A 19130-nucleotide genomic window follows, 5' to 3' on the forward strand; every position below is an offset into this window, starting at 1 on the left:
CTTCTTTGTTGTGTCAGTCTTCTGACACGGCTCAACCTATGTCAGACTACTGACATGAGTCAAGACGACAGCGACGACAGCGACGGCAGCGACGTCATCGACCTCGAGACGTCCCTCGGATACCTGCTGAAGGAGGCCGCGAGCGCGCTCCGCGCCGCGATGGAGGGGGTGCTGCGCCCGCTCGGCATGACGATGACGCACTACTCGTGCCTCGAACTCCTGGCGCAGCGGCCCGGGCTGTCGAACTCCGAGCTCGCGCGCGGCGCGTTCGTCACCCGGCAGTCGATGAACGTGCTGCTGCAGGCGCTGGAACGGGACGGCTTCGTGACGCGGGCCACCGAGGCGCCGGTCGGCAAGGCACTCCCGACACGACTGACGGCGAGCGGCCGCACGAGCCTCGAGCGGGCGAGTGCAGCCGTCCGCGGTGTCGAGGTCCGCATGCTCGGCGGGCTGTCCGACGAGGAGCAGGCGGCGGCGCGGGGGGCATTGCGCAGCATGGTCCGCGCACTTCGTACCACCTCGTGACCGTTTGGACCCCGGACTGAACATGTTGTACGCAACCTCAGTATTCCAGCGTGTCGGTTATTGACATATATGCATACAACGCAGGCTGTCGTCGTCATCCAACAGAGGAGAGATCATGACGACTGCACTTCGTTCCGTCCTGCGCTTCGGGCTCACCGCGGCCGCCACCGCGGCGTTCCTCTCGGCGGGCATCGCCGCTCCCGCGCACGCCGCGACCGACCCGGCGCTTCCACCGAACGACACCCGACTGCAGGAGATCTCGGAGCGCTACGAGGTGGGCGACGAGCTCTCCCCTGAGGACGAGCGGTTCATCAAGTCGATCGGCACCCCGGTCGCAGCGCCCGGGACCCGCGGCGCCGCAGCGAACTGCTTCAACACCGTGAGGACCGGCGGCGTGAACGGCCGAGGACGCGCACAGGGGTGCCACGGATCCGTCATCGGCAACGGCATCACGAACAGCTGGCGCACCGGCTACACCGCGACCGGGAACTCACAGGTCCGGAAGCTCCGCGCCGCCGAGCACATCCGCGCCTACGGGCTCGTCGGGTCCGGTGGGTTCGGCGTGGTGTACTCGAGGGACGTGTCGTCGGGGATCCTGAACACGCGTTCGCACCAGTTCTCGAGGTCGGCGACGTTCAAGGCGCTCGCTGCGTACGTGACCGTCCAGTACGACGCGACCTTCTGGACGTCCCGCGGTTCCTTCAGCGTCGTCGGCGGGTGACAGCGTGCACGAGGACTTCACCGGCCTGTCCCTGTCGAGCCTCTGGCTCAGCGTCGCGATGCTCGCCGGCGGATTCGCCCGGACCCGGAACCGATCGGCGTGGACCTGGTTCGTCCTGACGCTGCTGTTCGGTCCGCTCGCGGTGCTGCTGCTCGTCACGTGGCCGGCGCGTCCGCCGAGCCGCATCGATCCCGCGCGGACCGATGCGTCCGCATCGGCACCGGACACGGGCGGTTCCGAGGAGTAGCCCTGACGCAGAAGGGCGCAGGACCAGATCCTCTCAGGGAAGGGCTGACACCCATGGCGCTGCAGGACGAGGTCGGCACCGACGTCGGTGGGGACCGACGACTGCGGACCGCGCTGCTGACCGTCGGCATCGTGGCGGTCCTCGTCGGCGTCGCATCGCTCGTGCTCCCACACGCGACACTGTTCGCGGTCGCATGGGTGTTCGGCGTCTACCTGCTGGTGTCCGGACTGTCCATGATCGTCCGTGCGTTCGCCCGCGGGATCGACACCGGCCGCCGCATCGGCCTGGTCGTCCTCGGTGCACTGATCCTGGCCGGCGGCATCGTCGCACTCGTCGCCCCGCCGGTCGGGGTGCGGTGGATCGCGTTCGTGATCGGTTTCGCATGGCTGCTCGAGGGCATCACACTGCTCTACGCCCCGACACCGACGAACCGTGCGCTGACCATCGGTGCCGCGGTGCTCAGCATCGTCATCGGCGTGCTCGTGATCAACCTGCCGTCCATCGGAGCAGCGCTCGCCGTCGTCGCGATCGCGGGCTTCCTGATCCTGTTCGGCATCGTGCAGATCGCACTCGGGATCACCCTCGGACGCGCTGACCGCTCCGAGGCGCCCGCCGGTCGAGCAGCCTGACCGCTGACTCGTAGGCTCGACGGGTGGACGTCGCACTGCGGGACAGCATCTCCGAGGACATCGAGTGGCTCGTGGAACTGCGTGCGCAGGTCCTCCGCGTCGACCTGGAGCGTCTCGGCCGCTTCGACGCGGTCCGGGTCCGGCAACGGATGCGGGATGCCTTCGCGCCCGAGCACACCCGTGTCGTCGTGGTGGACGGCCGCGATGTCGGCTCGATCGCCACACGGATCGACGACCACACCCGCTGGGTCGAGCACTTCTACCTCGCACCCGAGGTACAGGGGCGTGGCGTCGGATCGACCGTGCTCCGGAGCATCCTGTCCGAAGCCCACCCGGGTGCGACGCGACTGAACGTCCTGCAGGGCAGCGCCGCGCGACGGCTCTACGAGCGGCACGGGTTCGTCGTCGACACCGAGGACGACGTCGACGTCTTCATGACCCTGCGCGGTCCTGACCGAGCACGGTACGGAGCATCCTGAGCTGCTCGTCGACCACGTCGGCCATCCGGCGCTCAGCGGGGCCCGTGAGCCACGCTTCGAGTGCCAGGTGGAAGAGCATCACGGTCGTCTCCGCGATCACAGCGGACTCGGGCCGGTCGAGGCCCCGGGCGACGAACGCCGCACGGACCGCGTCGGTGAGGTCAGCGCGCTTCCGGGCGTCGCGCTCCCGCAGTGAGGGCTCGGACAGCACCAGCCGCCGCACCGCACCGACCTGGTCGTGATGCCCCTCGAACCGCCCGTCGGCGACCCGGCGGAGACCGTGCACGACGATGTCGAGCGGGTCGATCCCTGCCGGCGCGGCCTCGATGGCGGCTCGGGCGAGGTCGGGGATCTCGTCGCCGGCGAAGATCACCTCGCGCTTGTCGGCGAAGTACCGGAAGAAGGTCCGGGTGGTGAGCCCCGCACGTGCGGTGATCTGCGGCACGGTCGTCGCCGAGTAGCCCTGCTCGGCGAAGAGCTCGAAGGCCGCTCGCTCGAGTCGCCCTCGGGCATCCGGAGTCCAACGCATGGGTCAACAGTAGTAGTGATGACACGCCGTGTCATGATTGAATGGTCGATGACACGTCGTGTCATGACCCACTTCGAGCAAGGGATCCGGACACCATGTCGTCAACGGACAACGCAGCACTCTGGACCACGTCGACCGGGCGGTTCGCCGTCGGCCCCGCGCCGGTCCCCCAGCCCGGCCCCGGCGAACTCGTCGTCCGGGCTGAAGCCGTCGCCGTGAACCCGGTCGACGCCGTCGGGGGACTCTTCCGACACCTGGTGTTCCCGAAGCTCCGGTTCCCGGCGGTGCTCGGGTCGGACGTCGCCGGCACCATCGTCGCGACCGGCCCCGGCGTCGGACGTTTCCGCGTGGGCGACCGGGTCGTCGGGCACGCAGCGGGGCAGGAGCAGCACCGGAACAGCTCCGCCGAAGGAGCCTTCCAGCACCAGGTCCTGCTGCTCGAACGTGTGACGACCCCGGTGCCGGACGACCTGCCCGTCGAGCAGGCAGCGGTCCTGCCGCTCGCCGTCTCGACCGCAGCGGCCGGGCTCTTCGAACCGGACCAGCTCGCGCTGTCACTCCCGACGGCCGACACGTCCGAGCGCTCGGGGGTCGTCCTGGTGTGGGGCGCGTCGACGAGTGTCGGCGCCAACGCCGTCCAGCTCGCCCGAGCCGCCGGGTACGCCGTGATCGGCACCGCGTCGCCGAAGAACCACGGGTTCGTGCAGTCCCTCGGTGCCGAGGCCGTGTTCGACTACCGCGACGACGGTGCCGCACGCCGCGTCCTCGACGCACTCGCCGACCGCGAGCTCGCCGGTACCCTCGCCTTCGGCCAGGGCTCGCTGACCCGCACGCTCCCGATCGTCCGGGCAGCCACCGGGTCCGGTCGACTCGCATCGGCGTACCCGACGCCGGTGACGACGATCCGTGCGCGGCTCGAGCGTCGACACGGCGTCCACATCACCGCGATCTGGGGCGGCCGCCCGACCGAATCGGAGGTCGGCCCCGCGATCTACCGCGACTTCCTGCCCGAGGCACTCCGCACCGGTCGGTACCAGGCGACGCCGACCGCATCCGTCGTCGGATCCGGACTCACCGCGATCCCGGAGGCCCTCGCGGAACTCCGCGCCGGTGTCTCCGCCCGGAAGCTCGTCGTCACGCTCCCCTGAGCGGCTTCGCGTACCAGCGGTCCGAGTACGGGTCAGCGTTGAACGGGGCGACCCGGACGAACCTGAGCCGTTCGTAGAGTGCACAGGCCTCGACGAGCTCGGCGCGGGTGTCCAGGCGCAACGACGTGATTCCGCGCGCCCGGCAGCGGCCCTCGACGTGACGCAACAGCGCCGAACCGATGCCTCGGCCGCGGTGCTCCGGCAGCGTGAAGACCTTCGTCAGTTCGCCGACGTCGCGCACGAAGCGCACGCCGGCACAGGCGATCGCCGCTCCCCCGTCGACGGCGACGACGAACAGCCCGGAGTCCCCCTGCAGGTCGTCGAACGGCTCGTCGAGCATCGCGCGGTCGACCTCGGCCGACGTCGCCGCCCGCCCGTACCACCGCGACGCGACCTCGGTCAGGTAGGCCCGCACGATCGCGTCGGCCCGGCCTGCGCCGGGTCGCTCCGTCTCGAAGATCACCGCGCCCCCTTCAGTCGGCACACCGTTCAAACCGTCCCGGGCCCGGTCGGCGACCAGCTGCGGACGGGAGGCGTGGGGCGGGCCCGTACCGGGCCTCCCGGTCGGCCGGTGGTCGCGGTCGCGAGCCGCACCCGGCTCAGCGGGACGCGGTCGCCTCGCGCGCGGCGGCTTCCGCCGCGACCCAGGCGAGCATGCCGCACTTGACGCGCATGACGAACTTGGAGACGCCGTGGAAGGCGACGAGGTCCTCGAGGACGTCCTCGTCGGGCTCACCGACGCCGCGGGAACGCATCATGGTGCGGAACTCCTCGGTCAGTGCGAGGAACTCGGGCACCGTTCGGCCGACGGCCATGTCGGTGAGGACCGATGCCGAGGCCATCGAGATCGAGCACCCGTCACCCTGCCAGGCGAGCCCGGCGATGCGGTCGGTGCCGGGATCGAGCCGCAGGCTGACCGTGATCTCGTCGCCGCACGTGGGGTTCCGCTCGAAGTGCGAGGCGTCCGCGTCCGGCATCGCACCGTCGCCGTGCCGCGCCTTGGCGTGGTCGAGGATGACCTGCTGGTACAGGCTGTCGAGGGCGTTCACGCGGTCGCTCCGAAGTAGTCGCGGATCTCGGCGACGGCTGCGAGGAACCGGTCGACGTCGTGCTCGGTCGTGTACACGTAGGTGCTGGCACGGCTGGTGGCGACCAGGCCGAGGCGGCGGTGCAGCGGCTGCGCGCAGTGGTGTCCCGAGCGGACGGCGATGCCCTGCGCGTCGAGGTACTGCGACACGTCGTGGGCGTGCACCCCGTCGACGTCGAACGACACCAGGCCCGATCGCGGGACGCCGACCGGCGGACCGACCACGCGGATGCCCGGTACGGCGGCCAGACCGTCGAGCATGCGGCGGGCGAGGTGCTCCTCGTGCGCGCGGACCCGCTCCATGCCGATGCCCTGCAGGTAGCGGACCGCCTCGGCCAGGGCGACGGCCTGCGACACGGGCTGCGTGCCGGCCTCGAACCGCTCGGGTGCCGGCATGAACTCCGACGCCTGCATGGTCACGGTGGTGATCATGGAACCGCCCGTGCGGAACGGCGGCAGTGCGTTCAGCAGTTCGCTGCGACCCCAGAGCACGCCGATGCCGTTCGGACCGAGCATCTTGTGGCCGGAGAACGCGGCGAAGTCGACGCCGAGCTGTTGCACATCGAGCGGCCGGTGCGGTGCGGACTGGCAGGCGTCGAGGACGACCAGGGCACCGCGGGCGTGGGCGAGACCGACGATCTGCTCGACCGGCGCGACCATGCCGGTGACGTTCGAGACGTGGGCGAACGCGACGACCTTCGTGCGGTCGGTGATCAGGGCGGCGGCGTCCTCCGCGGTCCAGGTGCCGTCGTCGGCGACCGGGACCCAGCGGAGCGTCGCACCGGTCAGGGCGGCGAGCTCCTGCCACGGCACCAGGTTCGCGTGGTGCTCGGCCTCGGTCACCAGGATCTCGTCACCGGGCCCGATGCGGAAGCGAGCGGCGTCGACTCCGCCGCGGCCCCGGCTGGCGTTCGCGATGCCGTACGCGACGAGGTTGAGGGCGTCGGTGGCGTTCGCGGTCCACACGACCTCGCTCGGCCCGGCAGCGCCGATGAAGTCGGCGACGGTGGCGCGGGCGTCCTCGTAGGCGTCGGTGCTCAGCGCCGCGAGCGTGTGCGCCCCGCGGTGGACGGCGGCGTTGTCGTGCTCGAGGAACCGGCGTTCGGCGTCGAGGACCTGGGTCGGCCGTTCGGCCGTCGCCCCGGAGTCCAGGTACGCCAGCGGTTGCCCGTTCACGTCCTGCGCGAGGATCGGGAAGTCGGACTTGATCGTCTCGACCTCGGCCTCGGTGAGCGGCTGGTTCGGCGCCACGACTGTCACGTCTCGTCCTCCTGGTGTTGCTGTCCGGAGCAACCCGTCAATGGTGGCCGTTGTTCCCGACGGCGTCCAGTCGGCAGGGGAACGGCCCAGGACCACGCCGGGTCCTGGGCCGTCGCACCGTACGGGCTACTCGTTGCCGATCTTCTCGTCCGCAGCGTCGCGGGCGCCGTCGATCTTGTCGTCGTACTTGCCGCCGGTGGCCTTCTTGACCGCGTCGGCGACGCCACCGAGGACCTTGTCGCTGATGTCCTCGGCCTTCTCGCTCTTCAGTGCGTCCTGGACCTTGCCGTCCTTCAGGAAGTCCTGGGCCTTCTTCGTGATGTCGTCGAACCCCGCCATGACCTGCTCCTCAGCTCGGTGCGGAGCCCGTCGCTCCGTCATGCCGCAGATGGTAGGCCGCGGAGCCGCCGTCCGTGCCGGAACGTGACGGAGTGTTCAGACCATCTGCGCGCTGCGTCGCCGTGCCAGGACGTAGCCGACCGCGACCGCCCCGGACACCGCGAGGAGTGACGGGATGAGGATGTCGGTGCCCTCCTGCGTGAACTCGACCACGAGGACGAGCGCGGTGAACGGGGCCCGCATCGTGGTCGCCAGGAACGCCGCGGCGCCGACGAACGCGAACGCTGCCAGGCCCGGACCGTCGGCCGGCCAGAGCAGGAGCCACGCGCCGCCCAGACCGCCGCCGATCGCCGACCCGATCGCGATCGAGGGCGTCAGGGTGCCACCGACCGCGCCGGCACCGATGGTGGCCGAGGTGGTGATGGTGCGGACGATGCCGAGCAGCAGGAGCAGCACGATGGGAGCCAGTCCGGCGACGGTGCCGTCGTCCAGCGAGGCGTTCATCGCGACGAGGCCCAGTGCCCGCCCGTTGCCGAGGATCTCGGGGAACGGCACGGCGATGAGCCCGACCATCGCGAACACCACCGGCAGCACGACGAGCAGGTGCCACCCCTTGGGGGCGATGCCCTGCAGCCGGTTGGTGAGCTTCACGAACCCGACGCCGGCCAGGCCGAGGACCGGTCCGACGACGATCGCCCAGACGAGCAGCGACGGCGACATGTGCATGGCCGGCACGTGGTAGAGCACCTCGTCCGGGATCACGAGCCGGGCGACGAACGCGGCGACGGCACTCGTGGCGAACGCGGGCAGGGCCGTGGCGAAGCTGATCTCGCCGAGCAGGACCTCGACGGCGAACAGCGCCCCACCGAGCGGGACGTCGTAGACCGCCGCGAGACCCGCCGCCGCTCCGCAGGCGACCAGGATCTTCGTCTCGCGCGGGGTCAGCCCCGCACGGCGGGTGACGAGCTGGGAGAGCCAGGCGCCGACCTCGCGCGGGGCGACCTCCTTGCCGATCGAGGCGCCGAGACCGACCGCCAGGATCTGGACGCCGGCGTTCGCCAGGGTCGCGAGCGCGGGCATCCGCTTGCCGTCGACCGCGGCGGTGACCGACACGATCGGGCGGCCCCAGCGCCGGAGCGCCCACCAGGCGAAGCCCGTCAGGACACCGGCGGCCACGAGCGCGAGGAACCGGTTCAGCGCCGAGGGCGCGTCCGCCGCCTCGAGGTGCCCGCCGAAACCGTAGCCGAAGGCCACGAACTGGATGAGCTGCAGGGCGAGCCACACGGCGATGCCGGCGATGCCCCCGGAGACGCCCACCAGGGCGGTGACGACTGCGAGCTTGAGCGCCCAGACGGGGGTCGCGTGTCCGGAGCGCGGCATGTCGAAAACCCTAGCGGCTCCGATCACCGGCGCCGGGCCTCCCGGTCGTCCTGCCTGCCGTCAGAACCAGCGCTTGACCTTGAACACCACCCACAGGATCGCGGCGAAGAGGATCATCCCGACGATCGACAGCGGGTACCCCCACGTCCACGTCAGCTCCGGCATGTGGGTGAAGTTCATGCCGTAGATCGCCGCGATGAGGGTCGGGGCGAACAGGATCGCCGCCCAGCCGGAGATCCGCTTCGTGTCGTCGTTCTGCTTCTGCGCGGCCAGGGTGGAGTCGACCGTCAGTGCGTTCTGCAGCAGCTGCCGGAACGTGTCCAGCCGTTCCACCGTGCGGATGGCGTGGTCGAGGACGTCGCGGAACCGGCGCTGCATCTCGATCGGCAGGTGGTACTTCTCGGCACCGCGGTGCAGGTTCTCGATGATGTGGATGAGCGGTCGGGCCGCGCGCTGGAAGTCGACGACCTCGCCGAACAGCTCGTAGACGCGGCGGGAGACCCCGGCCTCGCCGGCGAACAGCTGGTCCTCGATCTGGTTGATGTCCTCCTCCAGCCCGTCGATCACGGGCACGTAGCCGTCGACGATCGTGTCCATCAGCGCCCAGAGCTGCGCCTGCGGTCCGACCGTCACCAGTCCGGGCTTGCCGCTCATCCGCTGCAACGCACGCGGCACGGTCGACCTGCCACGGGGGTCGGCCTTCACCACGACGAGGAAGAAGTCCTCGCCGACGAACGCGTGCACCTCGCCGAACGCCACCTCTTCCTGCCCGTCGTTGTACAGCGCGGGCTTGAGCACCACGAAGAGCGTCGAACCGTACCGCTCGAGCTTCGGTCGCTGGTGTCCCTCGGCGGAGTCCTCGACCGCGAGCTCGTGCAGGCCGAGGGCCACCGCGACGTCACCGAGCTCCTGCGCGTCCGGTTGGTACAGCACGATGCACGCGCTCGCGCCCTGCTCGTCGAGCATGCGGAAGGTGTCGTCCAGCGACGGACTCGCCATCGGGGCGATCCGGTCGACGTACACGGTGTTCATCTCGACGCTCACGCGACCACCGTACGCAGGTGGCGCGGGAGAGGCGGACGGGCCGCGCCCGTCCCCCGCTGGCTGAACGCACGCTGCGCGCCCAGCCCGGCCGCGCGCCTACGATGCAGTTCATCAGCATGCTGACGAAAGGGACGGTCATGAAGAAGATCTGGAAGCGCATCGCGGTCGCCGTGAGCGCCGTCGTCGCGGTGGTCGGGGCCTTCGTCGGGTCCGGGGCGGCCGGTGGGACACCGATCCAGGACGCCGCCGGTGGGGCGCTGTCCGCCTCGTCGACGGCGATCGCGCCCGACGGCCCCGCGTTCTCGATCTGGAGCGTCGTCTACGTCGGCCTCATCGCCTACGCAGTCCGGCAGCTCTTCCGCACGTCGGACGACGCCCGGCACGCGACGCTGGCGGTGCCGGCGATCCTGTCGCTGCTGCTCAACGCGGCGTGGATCCTGTCGGTGCAGTTCGGGTTCCTGTGGGCGAGCGAGCCGATCATCGTCGCCCTGCTCGCGGTGCTGGTCTGGACCTTCACGATCCTGCGGCGGACGAAGCCCTCGGGGATCGTCGAGGCAATCATCACCGACGGTACGTTCGGGCTCTACCTCGGCTGGGTGTGCGTCGCGACGGCGGCGAACACGGCTGCGGTGCTGACGGCAGCGGGCTTCCGGGGCTTCGACCTCGGGCAGGACGTCTGGGGCGTGCTGGTCGCCGCGGTGGCCGGGCTCGTCGGGCTGCTGCTGGCGGCGTGGGGTCGGGGCCGCCTTGCGCCGATGCTCTCGCTGGCCTGGGGTCTGGTGTGGGTCGCGGTCGCGCGGCTCGACGGCCCGCTGGTGTCGACGCCGACCGCCGTCGCCGCGGTGGTCGCAGCCGCCGTCGTCGTGGTGGTGACGGTGGTGGTGCGAGCGCGTGCGGGCTGGTCCGGCGCGCGTGGGCTGGCCCGAGTCTCGGCCTGAGCGGGCCTGTTGGCAGCGTTCTTCCCCGGCAAACCGACACTTCTCGCGGCGCCGAGCCGGTCCGTGCCGCGAAAGCGACAGTCTGCCGCGGATGTTCCGCGGCACACTGTCGCTTTCGCGTTCCGGGGCCGCGCCCGGCGCCCGGCGCCCGGCGCCCGGCCCTACCGCGCGGACGCCACCAACCCGTGCGCAGCCGCCACGGCCTCGTTCGTGACCTGGCCGGCGTGCACGTTCAGGCCGAGGGCGAGCGACGGGTCGGCGGCCAGCGCGGCCTCCCACCCGCGGTCGGCGATCGCCACGGCGTACGGCAGCGTCGCATTCGTCAGCGAGATCGTCGAGGTGCGCGGCACGGCACCGGGCATGTTCGCCACGCAGTAGTACACGGTGTCGTGCACCGCGAACGTCGGGTCGTCGTGGGTGGTCGGGTGGGAGCCCTCGAAGCAGCCGCCCTGGTCGATCGCGATGTCGACGAGCACCGACCCCGGCCGCATGTCCGCGACCATGGCGTCGGTGACGAGCTTCGGCGCGGACGCCCCGGGGATGAGCACGGAGCCGATCACCAGGTCCGCGTCCCGGAGCTCCGAGGCGATGGCGTGCGCGGAGGACCGCAGGGTGGTGATGCGGCCGTCGAACCGGGCGTCGAGTGCGCGCAGTCGGGGCAGGCTGATGTCGAACACGGTGACCTCGGCCCCCATGCCGAGCGCCATCGTCGCGGCGTGCTCACCCGCGACACCGCCGCCGATCACGACGACGCGACCCTTCGGCGTGCCGGGCACCCCACCGAGCAGCAGTCCGCGGCCGCCGTTCGTGCGCATCAGGTGGTAGGCGCCGACCTGGGCGGACAGCCGTCCGGCGACCTCGGACATCGGCGACAGCAGCGGCAGGGAGCGGTCCGGCAGCTGCACGGTCTCGTAGGCGATCGCGGTGGCCCCTGAGCCGATGAGCGCATCGGTCAGGGGGCGGTCGGCCGCCAGGTGCAGGTAGGTGAAGAGCACCTGACCCGGCCGGATGAGCGGGTACTCGGACGCCACCGGCTCCTTCACCTTGAGGATCAGGTCCGCGCGCGCCCAGACCTCGTCCGCGGTGTCGACGATCTCGGCGCCGGCGGTCCGGTACTCGTCGTCGGGGAACGCCGATCCGGTGCCGGCCCCCGCCTGCACCAGGACCTGGTGGCCGTGCAGCGTCAGCTCAGCGACACCCGCCGGGGTGGCCGCCACGCGGTACTCGTTGTTCTTGATCTCGGTGGGGACGCCGATGCGCATCGCAGACTCCTTCGTGGGTGGTGCTCTCGTCCACACCATTCAGCGCCGGATTCGTTGCGCCGAGGTTACGGCCGAACATCCGGACCATCCGCTGCGAATCCGTGCGATGGAATTCGGAGCGTCGTGCTCAGAAGACCTTCCCTGGGTTCAGGATGCCCGCCGGGTCGAACACCCGCCGGATCCCCCGCTGCAGGTCGAGCACGTCGTCGCCGAGCTCGTCACCGATCCACCGACGCTTCAGCACCCCCACCCCGTGCTCGCCGGTCAGGGTCCCGCCCAGCTCGATCGCGGCACGGAACACCGCGTCGGCGGCGTCCCAGACGTGGGCAGGCACCTCGTCGCCGTCGAAGACGAAGTTCGGGTGCAGGTTGCCGTCGCCGGCGTGCGCCACGGTGGGAATCGCGAGACCGTACTGCCGACCGATGGCCTCGACGCGCGCGAACATCTCGGCGAGCCGGCTGCGCGGCACGGCGACGTCCTCGATCAGGACCCGGCCGCGCGACTCCATCGCGGCGTGGAACGACCGGCGGATGGTGAGCAGGCGCTCGCGTTCCGCCGCCGACCCGGCCAGGTGCACGGTCCCACCCTCGGCCTGGAGGCGCGGCACGGCTCCCAGCGCCGCCTCGGTCGCGCCCGCGCCGTCGAACTCCACGAGCAGGAAGACCCCGCCCGCCGAACCGCTCCCCACCGTCTCGGACAACACCTCCGGCCCCAGGTACGCCGCGATCCCCTCGAGGGCGAGCGCGTCCAGCAACTCGACCGTCGACGGCCGCTCCGGTTCCGCCACGACGGCAGCCGCCGCTGCCGCCGCCTGCTGCACCGTCGGGTAGACGGCCCCGAGCGTCGCCGGCTCCCCCGCCGGGACCGGCACGAGTCGGACGGTCGCGCCGACGATGACGCCGAGCGTGCCCTCGGACCCGACGAGCAACGCCGTCAGGTCGAGGCCGGTCACCCCCTTCACGGTCCGGTGGCCGGTCGACACGAGCCGACCGTCGGCGAGCACGACGTCGAGCCCGAGCACGGCCTCGCGCGTGACGCCGTACTTGACGCACCGCAGGCCCCCGGCGTTCGTGGCGATGTTGCCGCCGATGCTCGCGATCGCCGCACTCGCCGGGTCCGGCGCGAAGCGCAGCCCGTGCTCGACGACAGCGGCGTTCAGCGCACCGTTCAGCACCCCGGGTTCGACGACGGCGAGCTCGTCCTCCACCGACACCTCGACGATGCGGTCCATCCGCGCGACGCTGAGCACCACCGTGCCCTCGGTGCCGTTCGCGCCCCCGGCCAATCCGGTGCCGGCCCCGCGCGGGACGACGGGCACGCCCAGCGCCGAGCAGGTGCGGAGCGTCGCCTGCACGTGCTCGACTGTCCGGGCCTCGACGACGGCGGCCGGCCCGCCCGGTGCGATCCAGCCGGACTTGTCGGTCCGCGCGGCGTCGAGCACGCCCGGGTCGGTCCGGACGACGGCGCCGTCCGGGTCGTGCAGGGCGGCGCGGAGCGCGGTGACGACGGTGTCCATGTCGTCACGCTACCGCCGCGGGCTCGACTCCCCCGGCTCGGCGCCCACGGCGGTCAGCGTGCGCGGAGCGACTCGCTCGGCAGCTCGCCGAAGCGGGTGCGGTACGTCGCCGAGAACCGCCCGAGGTGCCCGAAGCCCCATGACCGGGCGATGTCGGCGACCGTGGTCTCGTCGCGCGCACCCCCGAGCAGGTCCGCCCGCGCACCGTCGAGTCGCACCCCGCGCAGCAGGTCGCCGGGGGTCTGGTCGAGGTGCCGTCGCAGCGACTGCTGCAGCCCGCGTGGGCTGAGCCCGGCGGCCGCGGCGATCTCCGGCGTGCCGATCGGCTCACGGGCGTGATCGTGCACGAAGTCGAGCGCCCGGCGGAGTCGGCCGTGCTCCGGGCCGCCGCCGGACACGGTCGACCGCCACCGGTCGCGCCGCGGGAAGGCGCGGACGGCGGCGGTCGCGAACGCCTCGGCGATGTCGCGCTGCGCGATCGGGTCGAGCTCGTGGTCGACGTCGAGCCACGTCGACGAGTGCGCCCGGACCACGTCCTGCCAGACGGCCAGACCCGCAGCCGTCGGGCGCTGCATCGACTCGAACGCGAAGTCGTCGTCGCCGACCAGTGCCCGGACGAAGTCGCGGTCCAGGTGCACGAGGTTCAACGCGATGTCGCGGTGGTGCAGGGAGTACGGCTCGGCGAACGGCAGCACGACGGGGACGCCCGCTTCGAGCGCCCAGGTCTCGCCACCGCAGGTGATCCGGCTCGAGCCGCTCCGCATCCAGGCCACCAGGAACTCGTCGTCGACCTGGCTCTCACTGCGCAGGTCGACCATGAACCGTGACGAGCGCAACGACATCCGGTCGTCGCCGACACCGGCGAAGTCCCAGTGCGCGGTCGGGCGGGTGCGCCGGACCGCGGGCGCCCGGAAGTCGTAGTCGCGCCCGAAGAACGCGAGCGCCTGGTCGACGTCGCTGCCGACCACCCGACGGGAGTACCGGCTGCTCGGTCGTTCGAGGGAAAGCACCATGTCCGAGAACCTACGAGCGACCACCGACAAACCTGCGTCACATCCTGACTCAGGGCTGCAGGATCGCCTGCCCGACGCTCTCGTCCAGGATCAGGTCCGTGACCAGCCCGGAGGCCAGTGCGCCCCGCAACGACGCCGCCTTCGACCGGCCCGCGACGACGCACACCCGACGCGGAGCGCGCTTGATGGTGTCGAGGTCCGGGCCGCCCGCGCGCGCGTTCACCCCGATGTCCCGCCACGACCCGTCGGCCCGGTAGAACACGGTCGAGACGTCGCCGACGACCTGGGCCTTCGTGAGCTCGTCGCGGTCCGCGGGGTCGAGGTAGCCGCCGGAGTAGACGTGCGACGGCACCGGGGCCTGCGGGGCTCCGACACCGAACACCACCAGGTCCATCCGTTCGTGCAGGTCGAGCACACGGCGGATCGAGCGCTCGCGGAACAGCGCCTCCTTCGTGGCGGGGTCGTCGAAGAACGCCGGCACCGGGAACTGCTGGACGAACGCGCCGTACGCCTCGCCGAACCGCCGCAGGATCTCCGAGGCGTAGACGATGCCCGTGGTCCGGGTGTTCGCGGCGCCGTTGATCTGCACGATGGTCGACCCGTGCGTGGTCTTCGGCACCAGGTACCGGCTGACCGCGCTCACCGTCGAGCCCCACGAGATCCCGATGACCATGTTCGACTCGACGTACTGCGTCAGGATCCGGGCGGCGGAGAGGGCGACCCGCTCCAGGCGGTCGACGTCGCTCGTGTGGTCCGGCACCGGGACCACGTGCGCGTGCACGCCGAACCGCGAGCGGATGCTGCGGCTCAGGGCAGCGGCCTGGTCCAGGGGCGAGCGGATCTGGATGTCGACGAGTCCGGTGTCCCTGGCGTACTTCAGCAGGCGCGACACCGAGGAGCGCGAGGTCGCGAGCTCGTCGGCGATGGCGTCCATCGTCAGGTCCTGCAGGTAGTACAGGTGTGCGGCGCGCAGCGCCTGCTGCGTGCGCATGGGCTGAGCCGCATCGCTCATGGTGCTCCGATCTGTCGAACGCAACCATGCACGGACGTGCACGGCCTCTGCAACCCCTGTCGCGCCTCCCGGTCCCCCGATCGGGGCGGACGACACGTGTGCTGCACGTTCGTGCACGTGAGTTGCCCGACCTCCCAATGCGGCGCACGATCGATCCTGACCACGAGAACAGACGAAGGAAGCGACGAACCATGTCGAAGAAGACACAGCCCCGGAACACGGTGACCGCCCTCACCGAGCGCCCGAACGCGCAGGTCCTCGTCGTCGGCGGCGGCATCAACGGCATCGCCACGTTCCGCGACCTCGCGCTGCAGGGCGTCGACGTCGCCCTCGTCGAGCGCGGTGACTACGCCTCCGGTGCGTCCGCGGCGTCGAGCCACATGATCCACGGCGGCATCCGCTACCTGGAGAACGGCGAGTTCCGCCTGGTGCGCGAGAGCGTGCAGGAGCGCAACGGCCTGATCCGCATCGCCCCGCACTACGTCAAGCCGCTGCAGACGACGATGCCGATCTTCTCGACGTTCTCGGGCATCATGAACGCCCCGCTGCGCATGCTGACGCACAAGCAGCGCTCCACCAAGGAGCGCGGCGCGATGCTCATCAAGATCGGCATGACGATCTACGACTCCTTCTCGCGCGACGGCGGCTCCGTGCCGAAGCACGTCTTCCGCACCAAGAAGGCCGCGCTCGAGGACATGCCGGCCCTCAACAAGGACCTGAAGTACACGGGCACCTACTACGACGCGAGCGTGCACGAGCCCGAGCGCCTGGCGCTCGACGTCCTGAAGGACGGCATCGCCGCGGGCACCGGGACCGGCTCCGCCGCCACCGCGCGCGCCACCAACTACGTCGAGGCCGCCGGCACCCGCGACGGCGGTGTGCTCCTGCGCGACCGCGAGACCGGTTCGGAGTTCGTGTTCACCGCCGACGTCGTCATCAACGCCTCCGGCCCCTGGACCGACCTGACGAACGAGGCGTTCGGCGGCGAGACGAAGTTCATGGGCGGCACGAAGGGCTCGCACATCGTCGTCCAGAACGACGAGCTGCTCGAGGCCACCAAGGGCCGCGAGCTGTTCTTCGAGAACGACGACGGACGCATCGTCCTCATCTACCCGCTCAAGGGCCGGGTCCTCATCGGCACGACCGACATCGACGCCGACCCGTCGAAGCCGGTCACGACGACCGACGAGGAGATCGACTACTTCTTCGGGCTCGTGAAGCACGTGTTCCCGCAGATCGACGTCACCCGCGACCACATCGTCTACAGCTACTCCGGCATCCGCCCGCTCCCCCGTCACGAGGACACCGCCCCCGGCTTCGTGTCGCGTGACTACCGGATCGTGGACACCCAGATCGCCGGGCTGCCGAAGTCGACCGTGCTGTCGCTCGTCGGTGGCAAGTGGACGACGTTCCGCGCCCTCGCCGCACACCTGTCGACCGAGGCCACCACGAAGCTCGGCATGACCCGTGCGGTCGACACCACCGGCATGCCGATCGGCGGTGGCAAGGAGTTCCCGACCACCGACGCGCAGCGCGCCCTGTGGATCACCTCGCACCGTGACGGCCTGGACGAGTCCCTGGTCGAGGGCCTGCTCGAGCGGTACGGCACCCGTGCCGCCGAGGTCGTGGACGTCCTGACCGACGGCCCCGTCGAGGCGCTCGAGTCCGACCCGTCGCTCACCCGCGCCGAAGTCGCGTACTTCGCCGAACACGAGCAGGCCGTCCACCTGGTCGACGTCGTCCTGCGCCGCACGAACCTGGCGTTCGTCGGCGGCGTCACGATCGACCTGCTCGACGAGCTGGCCGACGTGCTCGCCGGGGCGCTCGACTGGACGCCCGAGGAACGCGCCGACGAGGTCCAGCGCACGCTCGACGTGCTGCGCGAGGCGCACCGCGTGATCGTGCCGCTGACGTCCGCAACGGCACAGGCGTCGGCGTCGCAGCTCGCGTAGTACACGCGACCACGAGACGGACGGGAGGCCCGGTACCAGCTGGTACCGGGCCTCCCGTCCGTTCGTGGGTCGCCTTCGCGAGCCGCTGGTCGCGTCAGAAACGCTCGCCGGTGGGGTCGAGCGCGGTGCGGTCGATGAGCTGGTCGCCGCCGACCGGCTCACCCTCCCAGTCGACCAGGTGCCAGCCGTCGGCGAAGGACCCCTCGAGCTCGACGATGCCGGTGTTCTCCAGGTGGCGCTTCGTGCCGAAGTGGTCCGGGGTGTTGTCGGCGGCCGCGCTCGCCCACGTGCGGATCGCGGCACCGTGGCTGACGGCGGCGGCGACCGCGACCCCGGTGGCCTCGATCTGCCGGACGGCGTCGTCGTACCGCTCGAAGAACTCGATCCCGCTCTCCGCGCCGGGCATCCGGGTCGTGCGGTCTCCGCCGGACCAGCCGTGCACGGTGGAGATGTAGGTCTGCACGGACACCGTGTCGCGCTTGCCCTGGGTGTCGCCGGCCTCGATCTCACGGAGTCCGGGGAGCACGACGGGCTCGAGCCCGAGCGACGCCGCCAGGGGTGCCGCGGTGATCTGCGTCCGGACCATGGTCGAGGCGAAGAGCCGCTCGATCCCCCGGTCGGCCAGGGCCGCGGGCAGGGCGTCCGCCTGCTGCTGGCCGAGCTCGGTCAGGCCCGGCCCGGGCACCACGGCGTCGAGCACGCCGTTCACGTTCGCGGGGGTCTGGCCGTGGCGGATGAGCAGCAGTCGCATGGATCCACCCTACGGACCACCGCCGACGTCAGCCCTGCCGGGTGTTCCACCGCGGGTTCTGCTTGTTGATGACGTAGACGCGGCCCCGACGCCGGACGACCTGCGAGCCGGGGACCTTCTTCAGTGCCTTGAGCGAGTTGCGGACCTTCATGGTTCTCCTCCGTCGGCGCCCTCTTGTTGAGAACGGTTTTCAGGTAGGGTACCCGACATGCGTGTTGCTGCCATCACCCTCGTCACCGCCCTCCACGAGGTCGACGCCGACCGCGTCGCCGCCCGGATCGCCACGGGGCACCGGATGCACGTCGACGGGAGCGCGTTCGCGGCGGCCCGCGCGGTCGCCGAGCGGGCCGACCACCTCGACCGCGTGTGCGGCCCCGACGCCGACCACGGCCTCGTCGTCACGCTGCAGCCCGGCTCCGACGCCCGCGCCGTGGGCATGCTGCTCGCGAACGCCGCTCGCTCGGAGACCGGTGACGACCGGGTGCTCCGACACGTCGTCGGGGTGCTGCGCGCCGACGACGTCGCGCACCTGCTGTGGTCCGACGTCGACGACGCGTTCGTGGCCGCCGACCGGGTCGCGTCGCTCGTCGAGTACGCGACCGTCATCGCGCTCGACCGGCTCGCGCCGCTCCCCCTCCGCCGCCGTCGTGCCCTGGTCGCGCTGCTGCACCGACTCGCGCCGCAGGCCGTCATCGTGGCGCTGCCCGCGCTCCGGACCGCGCGCGACCTGCCCGCCTCGAACGGCGGGGCCGCACGGGTCCTGGCATCCGGCGCCGGCTGGATGCGGGCACTGTCGAGCGGCGCGGACACCGGACGGGACGCCCGCGACGACCTGGTCGCGATGCGCTACCGGGAGCCGCTGCCGTTCCACCCCGGACGACTTGCGTCCGTCATCGCCGAGGACCTGTCCGCCGGGGTGAACGGCCGCGTGCTGCGGTCGCGCGGGTTCTTCCGCCTGGCGTCCCGGCCGGACCACGTCGGCTCGTGGTCGAGCTTCGGGGCCATGCTCGCGCTCGACCCCACCGCGAACCCGTCGTGGGACGCCGACGCCCCGATCGGGCAGGCGCTGTGGTTCGTCGGCGAGCGGCTCGACGTGCACGCGATCGAACGGGCCCTCGACGGCGCGCTCCTCACGCCGCCGGAGCTGCTCGCCGGGCCGGACCTCTGGCGCGGGTGGGCCGACCCGTTCCCCGTGTGGCCGGCGGTGGACCCGGCGTCCGAGCACCGGCACGAGTGAGGCCGCCGCGCGCCCTGACCCCGAACGACATCCTCGACGTCGTGCGGCGACCACGATGTCG

22 protein-coding genes are annotated in these 19130 nt (G+C 71.4%); 9 read left to right on the forward strand and 13 right to left on the reverse strand.

Annotated features, from left to right (window positions below):
• The first annotated feature begins 54 nt into the window (after positions 1 to 54).
• From EDF63_RS15920 to EDF63_RS15940, 5 genes are all read left to right on the forward strand, one after another.
• Entirely contained in the window at positions 55 to 525 is a 471-nt protein-coding gene (locus EDF63_RS15920) for a MarR family winged helix-turn-helix transcriptional regulator (RefSeq protein ID WP_123313961.1), read from the forward strand.
• Positions 526 to 640: 115 nt separating this feature from the next.
• Positions 641 to 1246 carry a hypothetical protein gene (locus EDF63_RS15925; protein ID WP_123313962.1) on the forward strand — a complete coding sequence of 202 codons (606 nt, stop codon included), beginning with the start codon at positions 641 to 643 and terminating at the stop codon, positions 1244 to 1246.
• A 4-nt stretch (positions 1247 to 1250) separates the two neighbouring features.
• On the forward strand, positions 1251 to 1493 hold the full coding sequence (locus EDF63_RS15930; protein WP_221180576.1) for a hypothetical protein: 243 nt from the start codon (positions 1251 to 1253) through the stop codon (positions 1491 to 1493).
• A 53-nt stretch (positions 1494 to 1546) separates the two neighbouring features.
• Positions 1547 to 2122, forward strand: a complete 576-nt coding sequence (locus EDF63_RS15935) for an HdeD family acid-resistance protein (protein WP_123313963.1) — start codon at positions 1547 to 1549, stop codon at positions 2120 to 2122.
• Positions 2123 to 2145: 23 nt separating this feature from the next.
• A complete protein-coding gene (locus tag EDF63_RS15940; protein ID WP_123313964.1) occupies positions 2146 to 2601 on the forward strand; it encodes a GNAT family N-acetyltransferase in 456 nt (151 codons plus the stop codon).
• Here EDF63_RS15940 and EDF63_RS15945 read toward each other — a convergent pair.
• Positions 2555 to 3130, reverse strand: a complete 576-nt coding sequence (locus EDF63_RS15945) for a TetR family transcriptional regulator (RefSeq protein WP_123313965.1) — start codon at positions 3128 to 3130, stop codon at positions 2555 to 2557. The genes EDF63_RS15940 and EDF63_RS15945 overlap by 47 nt on opposite strands.
• A 95-nt stretch (positions 3131 to 3225) precedes the next feature.
• On the opposite strand from EDF63_RS15945, the gene EDF63_RS15950 reads away from it, so the two are divergent.
• Positions 3226 to 4278 (forward strand): zinc-binding alcohol dehydrogenase family protein, encoded by a 1053-nt coding sequence (locus EDF63_RS15950; RefSeq protein WP_123313966.1) that lies wholly within the window; start codon positions 3226 to 3228, stop codon positions 4276 to 4278.
• Here EDF63_RS15950 and EDF63_RS15955 read toward each other — a convergent pair.
• The 6 genes from EDF63_RS15955 to EDF63_RS15980 all read right to left on the reverse strand — a co-directional run bounded on the left by EDF63_RS15955 (position 4265) and on the right by EDF63_RS15980 (position 9388).
• Complete coding sequence (locus EDF63_RS15955; RefSeq protein WP_123313967.1) at positions 4265 to 4741, reverse strand: GNAT family N-acetyltransferase; 477 nt, start codon at positions 4739 to 4741, stop codon at positions 4265 to 4267. The two genes, EDF63_RS15950 and EDF63_RS15955, sit on opposite strands and share 14 nt — an antisense overlap.
• Before the next feature lie 136 nt (positions 4742 to 4877).
• Positions 4878 to 5327 (reverse strand): Fe-S cluster assembly sulfur transfer protein SufU, encoded by a 450-nt coding sequence (gene sufU, locus EDF63_RS15960; RefSeq protein ID WP_123313968.1) that lies wholly within the window; start codon positions 5325 to 5327, stop codon positions 4878 to 4880.
• Positions 5324 to 6616: an aminotransferase class V-fold PLP-dependent enzyme gene (locus EDF63_RS15965; RefSeq protein ID WP_123313969.1), complete on the reverse strand. Its 1293-nt coding sequence runs from the start codon at positions 6614 to 6616 to the stop codon at positions 5324 to 5326. Before EDF63_RS15965 ends, sufU begins: the two co-directional genes overlap by 4 nt.
• Before the next feature lie 135 nt (positions 6617 to 6751).
• On the reverse strand, positions 6752 to 7006 hold the full coding sequence (locus tag EDF63_RS15970) for an antitoxin (RefSeq protein ID WP_311316890.1): 255 nt from the start codon (positions 7004 to 7006) through the stop codon (positions 6752 to 6754).
• A gap of 54 nt (positions 7007 to 7060) precedes the next feature.
• Entirely contained in the window at positions 7061 to 8344 is a 1284-nt protein-coding gene (locus EDF63_RS15975) for a chloride channel protein (protein ID WP_123313971.1), read from the reverse strand.
• 60 nt (positions 8345 to 8404) lie between these two features.
• On the reverse strand, positions 8405 to 9388 hold the full coding sequence (locus tag EDF63_RS15980) for a magnesium and cobalt transport protein CorA (protein ID WP_260233135.1): 984 nt from the start codon (positions 9386 to 9388) through the stop codon (positions 8405 to 8407).
• Between the two features lie 137 nt (positions 9389 to 9525).
• Here EDF63_RS15980 and EDF63_RS15985 point away from each other — a divergent pair, with 137 nt between their 5' ends.
• Complete coding sequence (locus EDF63_RS15985; protein WP_123313972.1) at positions 9526 to 10326, forward strand: tryptophan-rich sensory protein; 801 nt, start codon at positions 9526 to 9528, stop codon at positions 10324 to 10326.
• 161 nt (positions 10327 to 10487) lie between these two features.
• Here the strand turns inward: EDF63_RS15985 and ald are convergent, their stop codons facing one another.
• The 4 genes from ald to EDF63_RS16005 form a co-directional block, all read right to left on the reverse strand.
• Positions 10488 to 11588 (reverse strand): alanine dehydrogenase, encoded by a 1101-nt coding sequence (gene ald, locus EDF63_RS15990; RefSeq protein ID WP_123313973.1) that lies wholly within the window; start codon positions 11586 to 11588, stop codon positions 10488 to 10490.
• A gap of 127 nt (positions 11589 to 11715) precedes the next feature.
• Positions 11716 to 13104 (reverse strand): FAD-binding oxidoreductase, encoded by a 1389-nt coding sequence (locus tag EDF63_RS15995; RefSeq protein ID WP_123313974.1) that lies wholly within the window; start codon positions 13102 to 13104, stop codon positions 11716 to 11718.
• Between the two features lie 53 nt (positions 13105 to 13157).
• A complete protein-coding gene (locus EDF63_RS16000) occupies positions 13158 to 14117 on the reverse strand; it encodes an AraC family transcriptional regulator (RefSeq protein WP_123313975.1) in 960 nt (319 codons plus the stop codon).
• 49 nt (positions 14118 to 14166) lie between these two features.
• The gene (locus EDF63_RS16005) at positions 14167 to 15129 is read right to left on the reverse strand and encodes a sugar-binding transcriptional regulator (protein ID WP_165901120.1); all 963 of its coding nucleotides are present in this window, start codon (positions 15127 to 15129) and stop codon (positions 14167 to 14169) included.
• 191 nt (positions 15130 to 15320) lie between these two features.
• On the opposite strand from EDF63_RS16005, the gene EDF63_RS16010 reads away from it, so the two are divergent.
• Positions 15321 to 17081, forward strand: coding sequence for a glycerol-3-phosphate dehydrogenase/oxidase (locus EDF63_RS16010; RefSeq protein ID WP_123313976.1), 1761 nt, complete (start codon positions 15321 to 15323; stop codon positions 17079 to 17081).
• Between the two features lie 94 nt (positions 17082 to 17175).
• On the opposite strand, the gene EDF63_RS16015 is transcribed toward EDF63_RS16010, so the two are convergent.
• Both EDF63_RS16015 and ykgO read right to left on the reverse strand, forming a co-directional pair.
• Positions 17176 to 17832: a histidine phosphatase family protein gene (locus EDF63_RS16015; RefSeq protein ID WP_123313977.1), complete on the reverse strand. Its 657-nt coding sequence runs from the start codon at positions 17830 to 17832 to the stop codon at positions 17176 to 17178.
• Positions 17833 to 17860: 28 nt separating this feature from the next.
• Positions 17861 to 17983, reverse strand: a complete 123-nt coding sequence (gene ykgO, locus EDF63_RS16020; protein WP_123313978.1) for a type B 50S ribosomal protein L36 — start codon at positions 17981 to 17983, stop codon at positions 17861 to 17863.
• A gap of 57 nt (positions 17984 to 18040) precedes the next feature.
• Here ykgO and EDF63_RS16025 point away from each other — a divergent pair, with 57 nt between their 5' ends.
• Entirely contained in the window at positions 18041 to 19069 is a 1029-nt protein-coding gene (locus tag EDF63_RS16025) for a GTP-binding protein (RefSeq protein WP_123313979.1), read from the forward strand.
• Positions 19070 to 19130 lie beyond the last annotated feature (61 nt).

Source organism: Curtobacterium sp. JUb34, assembly GCF_003755065.1.
Taxonomy (GTDB): Bacteria; Actinomycetota; Actinomycetes; order Actinomycetales; family Microbacteriaceae; genus Curtobacterium.